The organism is Cysteiniphilum halobium (assembly GCF_003574425.1).
Taxonomy (GTDB): Bacteria; Pseudomonadota; Gammaproteobacteria; order Francisellales; family Francisellaceae; genus Caedibacter; species Caedibacter halobius.
The window spans coordinates 1-610 of the sequence record NZ_QLIU01000046.1 but is presented as its reverse complement, the minus strand read 5'-3'; the positions used below and the strand labels follow the sequence as shown (position 1 = coordinate 610).

Below are 610 nucleotides of genomic sequence, written 5' to 3'. Positions count from 1 at the left end.
ATAGTATTGTGCTAAAGAGATTTAGCTGATCAAGGCGCGAGAAGAATGAAAGCAAGAGTTTATATAAATAAATGATTGCTTGAATGATTTGAAGCAACGCAGGTCAGGTGAATGTCTTGAGCACAAGAAGAGATCTTTAACAATTTATTATAGAGTAATGACCAAGAGAATAAGCGCAAACGGCGGATGCCTTGGCAGTCAGAGGCGATGAAAGACGTGATAGCCTGCGAAAAGCTTCGGGGAGTTGGCAAATAAACATTGATCCGGAGATGTCTGAATGGGGGAACCCAGCCAGTTTACTGGTTATCCTACCACTTTTGATATTCTAACTTGTTGAGCGATTAAAAATACAGTTAAGTAACTGTTGTTTTATGCTACTTGATTTTAGGGTGTGGGATATAAAAAGTGGTAGGAAGCGAACGTGGGGAACTGAAACATCTAAGTACCCATAGGAAAAGAAATCAACCGAGATTCCCTCAGTAGCGGCGAGCGAAGGGGGAAGAGCCTTGTATATTTTAGCGTATAGATTAGTTGAACATTCTGGGAAGGATGGCCATAGCAGGTGATAGCCCTGTAGACGAAAATTTATATGTGGAACTAGGTATGCGAA

Annotated in this window: 1 rRNA gene; it reads left to right on the top strand. The window is 41.1% G+C overall.

Annotated features, from left to right (window positions below):
* Positions 1-159: 159 nt before the first annotated feature.
* Positions 160-610 (top strand): 23S ribosomal RNA (locus tag DNK85_RS08265); the annotation flags it as partial.